Origin of the sequence: Veillonella sp., assembly GCF_019414865.1 — a bacterium.
In the GTDB taxonomy this organism is placed as follows: domain Bacteria; phylum Bacillota; class Negativicutes; order Veillonellales; family Veillonellaceae; genus Veillonella.
Window position 1 is genome coordinate 1 of the sequence record NZ_DXLG01000098.1, and the last position, 5,978, is coordinate 5,978.

4 protein-coding genes are annotated in these 5,978 nt (G+C 38.1%); 3 read left to right on the top strand and 1 reads right to left on the bottom strand.

The window, feature by feature from the left end; translation table 11 throughout:
- Nucleotides 1-116: 116 nt before the first annotated feature.
- Complete coding sequence (lgt, locus tag QZ334_RS06420) at nucleotides 117-941, bottom strand: prolipoprotein diacylglyceryl transferase (protein ID WP_105089221.1); 825 nt, start codon at nucleotides 939-941, stop codon at nucleotides 117-119.
- A gap of 153 nt (nucleotides 942-1,094) precedes the next feature.
- On the opposite strand from lgt, the gene QZ334_RS06425 reads away from it, so the two are divergent.
- From QZ334_RS06425 to QZ334_RS06435, 3 genes are all read left to right on the top strand, one after another.
- Nucleotides 1,095-2,810, top strand: a complete 1,716-nt coding sequence (locus QZ334_RS06425) for a glycosyl hydrolase family 18 protein (protein WP_295232923.1) — start codon at nucleotides 1,095-1,097, stop codon at nucleotides 2,808-2,810.
- A gap of 90 nt (nucleotides 2,811-2,900) precedes the next feature.
- Nucleotides 2,901-5,369 carry a leucine--tRNA ligase gene (gene leuS / locus QZ334_RS06430; protein WP_295232926.1) on the top strand — a complete coding sequence of 823 codons (2,469 nt, stop codon included), beginning with the start codon at nucleotides 2,901-2,903 and terminating at the stop codon, nucleotides 5,367-5,369.
- A 76-nt stretch (nucleotides 5,370-5,445) separates the two neighbouring features.
- Nucleotides 5,446-5,925 (top strand): deoxycytidylate deaminase, encoded by a 480-nt coding sequence (locus QZ334_RS06435; protein WP_005386569.1) that lies wholly within the window; start codon nucleotides 5,446-5,448, stop codon nucleotides 5,923-5,925.
- Nucleotides 5,926-5,978 lie beyond the last annotated feature (53 nt).

Below are 5,978 nucleotides of genomic sequence, written 5' to 3' on the forward strand. Positions count from 1 at the left end.
AAATTGCTCAATGCTATATGTGTTTTTAGACTTATAAAGAAAAATCCTTCATTCAAAGGGAGACCCATGAATGAAGGATTTTTTTATTCATAATATATGTTTCTTATTATTTGTTATCATTTACGTTTTTTCGTTTTAGGCGCTGTTTCTGTAGTTTCAAGTACAGGTTGATTTTTCTTTTCTAAGTAGCCTAGATAGATAAATAGACAAATGCCTACGATAATAACAATAAGACTAGTCATTTGAGCAGATTTTAAGCCTAATGTTAAATCTACATAGTCACCGCGTAAGAATTCAAGGAAGAATCTAGCTGTAGAGTAGAGAATGGCATATAGTACGAAGACTTGACCTTTAGCATGTTTAAAGGAGCTAAATAATAGGAGGGCCACAAATATAAGAATATCGATTTGACCTTCCCAGATTTCTGCTGGCCATAATGGTTGATTGCCGTAAGTGCGATGGGCTAACGTGCTTTCAGGATAGAGAATACCAAAGTTACCGCCCGTAGGATGTCCAAAAGCATCGCCATTTAAGAGATTTGCCATACGCCCTACAGATTGAGCCAAGATTAATGCAGGGGCAAATAAATCTGCAAAGGCCCAAAAGTCGATATTATTTTTACGTAAGTACCAGTAGCCTGCAATGGTGCCTAATACAACGCCGCCTTGTATGGCCATACCACCTTGCCATACAAAGGGAATTTCTAATAAATGATTGCCATAATAATGCCAATCAAAGAAGAATACGTCCCATAGTCGGGCCCCGATGAGACCTGCTACGGCAACAGTAATGGAAAAATCGATGATGTGTTCATGCCACCCTCGACCGTCTTTTTTTAATAAAACATAGGCAACAGAGGCACCACAGATGATAGCTAAGGCTAACATGGCACCATAGGCCCTGATAGGGAAGTCACCTATAAAAAATAGATATTGATGCATATAAAACTCCTTATGTAATAACTTGTATTGTATAAGGTAAATTATAAATTACATGTACTCTTCATGCAACAACTGAGAGGAATTCTATATAATATGGTATAATATAGAGATTGAAATTATATCCCCTTTAGGGGACTAGAGTTAGGAGAGTTCATGATTCGTAAATCTACTATTTTAAAATCTTTAACAGCTTTGGTAATGTCTGCATTATCTAGTACAGCCGTACAAGCAGAAGTATTAGTGCCTCTCGATCAATTCTTGGCAAATACTACGCGTCATTACGAAGCTAATCAATATAAAACATCCTATACGGTATATGTACCTCAAACAGTATTGCAAGGGAATACTATCGTTTTAGATCCTGCTGCTGTTGGAGAACCTGTAAAATTGCCCACAACTAGCAAAAATGGTACGACCTATGTCGATATTGAGTCAGATCCAGCTATGCTCGGTGTGAGCTATACAAAAACGAATGGACAATTAACCTTAGGTCCTGCTCCACAAGCTTCTACAGTAAAAGCTCCGTATACAATGCAAACACCATTGTCTTGGGCCTTTGATCCATGGCCAACACAGGGAACTCCATATCAAGCAAAACTTAATGCTAGCGGCGATAATATCATTTCTCCAAGCTGGTTTAAATTGCATAGCCTGGGCCTCGAAGCAAGTCCTAATGTAAGTATTGATTATGTTAACGATTATAAGAGTAAAGGTTACCACGTATGGCCTTTAATTACGAATCGATTTGACCCTGGCTTTACTAGTGGTATCTTAGCAGATCAATCTGTATGGAAAAAATATGCTCATAACCTCGTGCAATATGCTTATATTTACGGTTTTGATGGGTATAACTTTGACTTTGAAAATATTGATTATGCCGACCGTGATCGTTTAACAGCCTTTGTAGCGTATTTATCTAACCATTTACATCAATACAATATTAAAACATCTATTGATGTAACTGGTTATTCTGATAGCCCAGAATGGTCTTTAGTATATAACCGCGGCGCCTTTGCAAATTCCGTAGATTATGTAGTTCTCATGGCTTATGACGAAACATGGGCTAAGAGTACCACAGCAGGTCCTGTAGCTAGTTATCCATGGGTTCGCAATCATACAGAAAAAATGCTTTCTGAAGTGCCATCCCAAAAATTAGTACTTGGTGTGCCATTCTATATGCGCTTATGGCATGATACAAATGGCTATACTAAGGGCGAAACATTGGCTATGAAAAATACAGGTAGTTACTTTGCAAACTACAAGGATAAAATGACATGGGATGATAGATTAAAACTTTATTATTTATCTATCCCAACTGGCTCTGGTTCCGATCGTATTTGGTTTGAAGATAATACGTCTTTAGGTTTGAAATTAGACCTTGTAAAAGAGTTACAGCTTGGTGGTTTTGCTGCATGGCGTAAAGGCTTTGAAGATGAATCTACTATTGCTATGATTCAAGGTAAAGACTTAGGTCGCGGTATTCCTAAATCTCCTACAGCGGTTATTCCTGAACCAGTAGTAGAAGAAACTAAACCATTAACTAAGCTTGAACAATATAAATTGCGTTTAGAAGAAAAAGAAAAGGCCAAAGCTGCTAAAGCGGAAGCAAAACGTAAAGCAAAAGAAGAAAAAGAATTAGCTAAACGTAAAGCTAAAGAAGAAGCGGAGCAAGCTAAAGCTGAGAAAAAACGTCAAGCTGAGGAAGCCAAGGCAGAGAAAAAGCGTTTAGAAGAAGAGGCTAAGGCTCAAAAGGAACGCGATGCACAAGAGGCAAAGGATAAATTTGCTTCTTATAAGAGCCATGGATCTGTTCAAAATACAACTAATAAAAATGAATTCACAAAATCTATACAAGTAGTAAAACGCTAGAGTTTGACTGCTTTCATAGTAAGTAGTAAAATAAAAATATTGATTATAAAACGGCAACTAATGAGGTTGACTATATGAGGAGGCCCCTACATGAATGAAAAATATGTAGCCCAAGATATTGAGAAAAAGTGGCAACAGTATTGGGAAGATAACCATACATTTAAAACAGAATATGATGAATCTAAAGAAAAATACTATGTATTAGAAATGTTCCCGTACCCATCTGGTAACTTACACATGGGTCACGTGCGTAACTATTCCATCGGTGACGTAGTAGCCCGATTCAAAAAAATGAAGGGCTTTAACGTGTTACATCCAATGGGCTGGGACTCCTTTGGTATGCCTGCAGAAAACGCAGCTATCAAACATGGTATTGCACCTAAAACATGGACACTTGATAACATCGAGAACATGAAATTGCAACAAAAAGCACTTGGCTTGTCCTATGATTGGGACCGTGAAGTTGCAACATGTAAAGAAGATTACTACAAATGGACGCAATGGTTCTTCCAACAATTTTATAAAAAAGGCTTAGCCTATAAAAAAGAAGCTAAAGTAAACTGGTGCGAAACTTGCCATACTGTATTGGCTAACGAACAAGTTATCGATGGCGCTTGCTGGCGCTGTGACAACCCAGTTGAGAAAAAAGACTTGTCTCAATGGTTCTTGCGCATTACAGAATATGCAGATCGCTTGTTAACTGATTTGGATACTCTTGATCATTGGCCACAACGCGTTAAATTGATGCAAAAGAACTGGATTGGCCGTTCTGAAGGTACAGAATTCTCCTTTGAAGTACCATCCATCAATGAACGCGTATCTGTGTACACTACACGGGTTGATACTATTTATGGCGTAAGCTATGTAGTATTGGCTCCTGAACATCCATATTTGGAACGCCTTATTGAAAATGCTCCTAATAAAGCTGAATTAGAAGCCTTCATTACACGTATGCGCAATATGAGTGATATTGACCGTACATCTACAGAAGCACCTAAAGAAGGTATGTTCACTGGTTCCTATGCAGTAAACCCTATGTCTGGCGAACAAGTTCCTGTGTGGATTGCTAACTATGTATTGGTAGACTATGGTACTGGTGCCGTAATGGGTTCCCCTGCACATGATGAACGTGACTGGGAATTTGCTCACAAATATGATTTGCCTATTAAACAAGTTGTAGCTCGTGAAGGTGAAGAATACAGCCTTGATAAATGGCAAGAATGGTACCATGAAGATGGTATTCTCGTTAACTCTGGTGAATATAATGGCCAAACATCTGAAGAGGCTCGTAAAACTATCACAGCTGCTCTTAACGAACGCGGCATTGGTGAAGGTAAAGTAAACTTCCGCCTTCGTGACTGGTTGATTTCTCGTCAACGTTACTGGGGCGTGCCAATTCCTGTAGTATATTGTGAAAAATGTGGGGAACAACTCGTTCCTGAAGAACAGTTGCCAGTACGCTTGCCAGAGGATGTTAAATTTGAATCTGGTGCTGTATCTCCATTGGCTACATCTGAAAGCTTCTTAAATACTACATGTCCTAAATGTGGTGGTCCTGCACGTCGTGAAACAGACACAATGGACACATTTATCGATTCCTCTTGGTACTTCTTGCGCTATACAGACGCTAAAAACGACCAAGTTCCATTCGATAAAAAAATCGCTAACTACTGGATGAACGTTGACCAATATATCGGTGGTATTGAACATGCTATCTTGCACTTGTTGTACTCCCGATTCTTTGTGAAAGTTATTCACGATTTAGGCCTTATTGAAGCTAACGAACCATTCCGTGGCTTGTTGACACAAGGTATGGTTCTTAAGGAAGGCAGCAAAATGTCTAAATCCAAAGGTAATGTAGTTTCTCCTGAAGAAATTATCAATACCTATGGTGCTGATACTGCACGTTTGTTCATTCTATTTGCAGCTCCTGTTGATCGTGACCTTGATTGGTCTGACCAAGGCGTTGAAGGTTCCTATCGTTTCTTAGGTCGTGTATGGCGTATTGTTGATGCATACAACGAAGAAGCTAAGAAAAATGTAACTGGTGAACTTACAAAAGACGAATTTGCATTGCGTCGTGAATTGCACCGTGTTATCAAAAAGGTTACAGAAGACCTCGATAATAACTTCAACTTTAACACTGCTATTTCTGCTATCATGGAACTAGTAAATGCTATGTACGCTCATAAGGACAAAGCTGAAACAATCAATAGCGCTTTGGCTAATGAATTAACTCATTCCTTATTACTTCTTTTAGCACCATTTGTTCCTCATATGACAGAAGAGTTGTGGCATGAATTGGGTGAAACTACATCCATCCACACTGAAAAATGGCCTGTATACGAAGAGGCAGCTCTCGTTGTAGATGAAGTAGAAGTAGTATTACAAGTAAATGGTAAAGTTCGTGATAAACTTACTGTTTCCGTAAATATTACAAAAGAAGAATTAGAAACATTGGCTAAAGAGTCTAGTCGTGTTCAAGAGTTTACAGAAGGCAAAAATATTGTAAAAGTTATTTATGTACCTGGTAAACTTGTAAATATCGTAGTTAAATAACGATATTCTATTCGTTTAATACAGTAAGCCCCCAACTACATAAGTAGAAGGGGGCTTATTTTATAGTGAGGTAATTATGGCAAAACGTAGCGATTATATTTCCTGGGATGAATACTTCATGGGGGTTGCCATCTTAGCAGCGCAACGCTCTAAGGATCCTAATACACAAGTTGGTGCATGTATCGTTAGCAATGATAATAAAATCTTATCTATTGGCTATAATGGCATGCCTTTGAATTGTAGTGATGATGACTTTACTTGGGAACGCGATTCAGCAGACGATAACAAATATTTCTATACTGTACATAGTGAACTCAATGCTATTCTAAATTATCGTGGTGGCTCTCTAGAGGGTTCCAAGATTTATGTTACATTATTCCCTTGTAATGAATGTGCTAAGGCAATTATTCAAAGTGGTATTAAGGCCGTTATTTATCGCGATGATCTCTATAAGGACACAAAAGAGGTAAAAGCATCTAAGCGGATGTTAAAAACTGCAGGTGTAGAGATTATTGAATATAAACCTACAGGCCGTACTTTAAATATCACATTGTAATAGAATTAATTTTTACTATTATCAAAAGACCCTATATACAAGCGTATATAGGG

Excerpts from the sequence above, each read along its gene's own strand:
- lgt (WP_105089221.1), bottom strand. The coding sequence starts at position 941 with ATGCATCAATATCTATTTTTTATAGGTGACTTCCCTATCAGGGCCTAT.
- QZ334_RS06425 (WP_295232923.1), top strand. The coding sequence starts at position 1,095 with ATGATTCGTAAATCTACTATTTTAAAATCTTTAACAGCTTTGGTAATG.
- leuS (WP_295232926.1), top strand. The coding sequence starts at position 2,901 with ATGAATGAAAAATATGTAGCCCAAGATATTGAGAAAAAGTGGCAACAG.
- QZ334_RS06435 (WP_005386569.1), top strand. The coding sequence starts at position 5,446 with ATGGCAAAACGTAGCGATTATATTTCCTGGGATGAATACTTCATGGGG.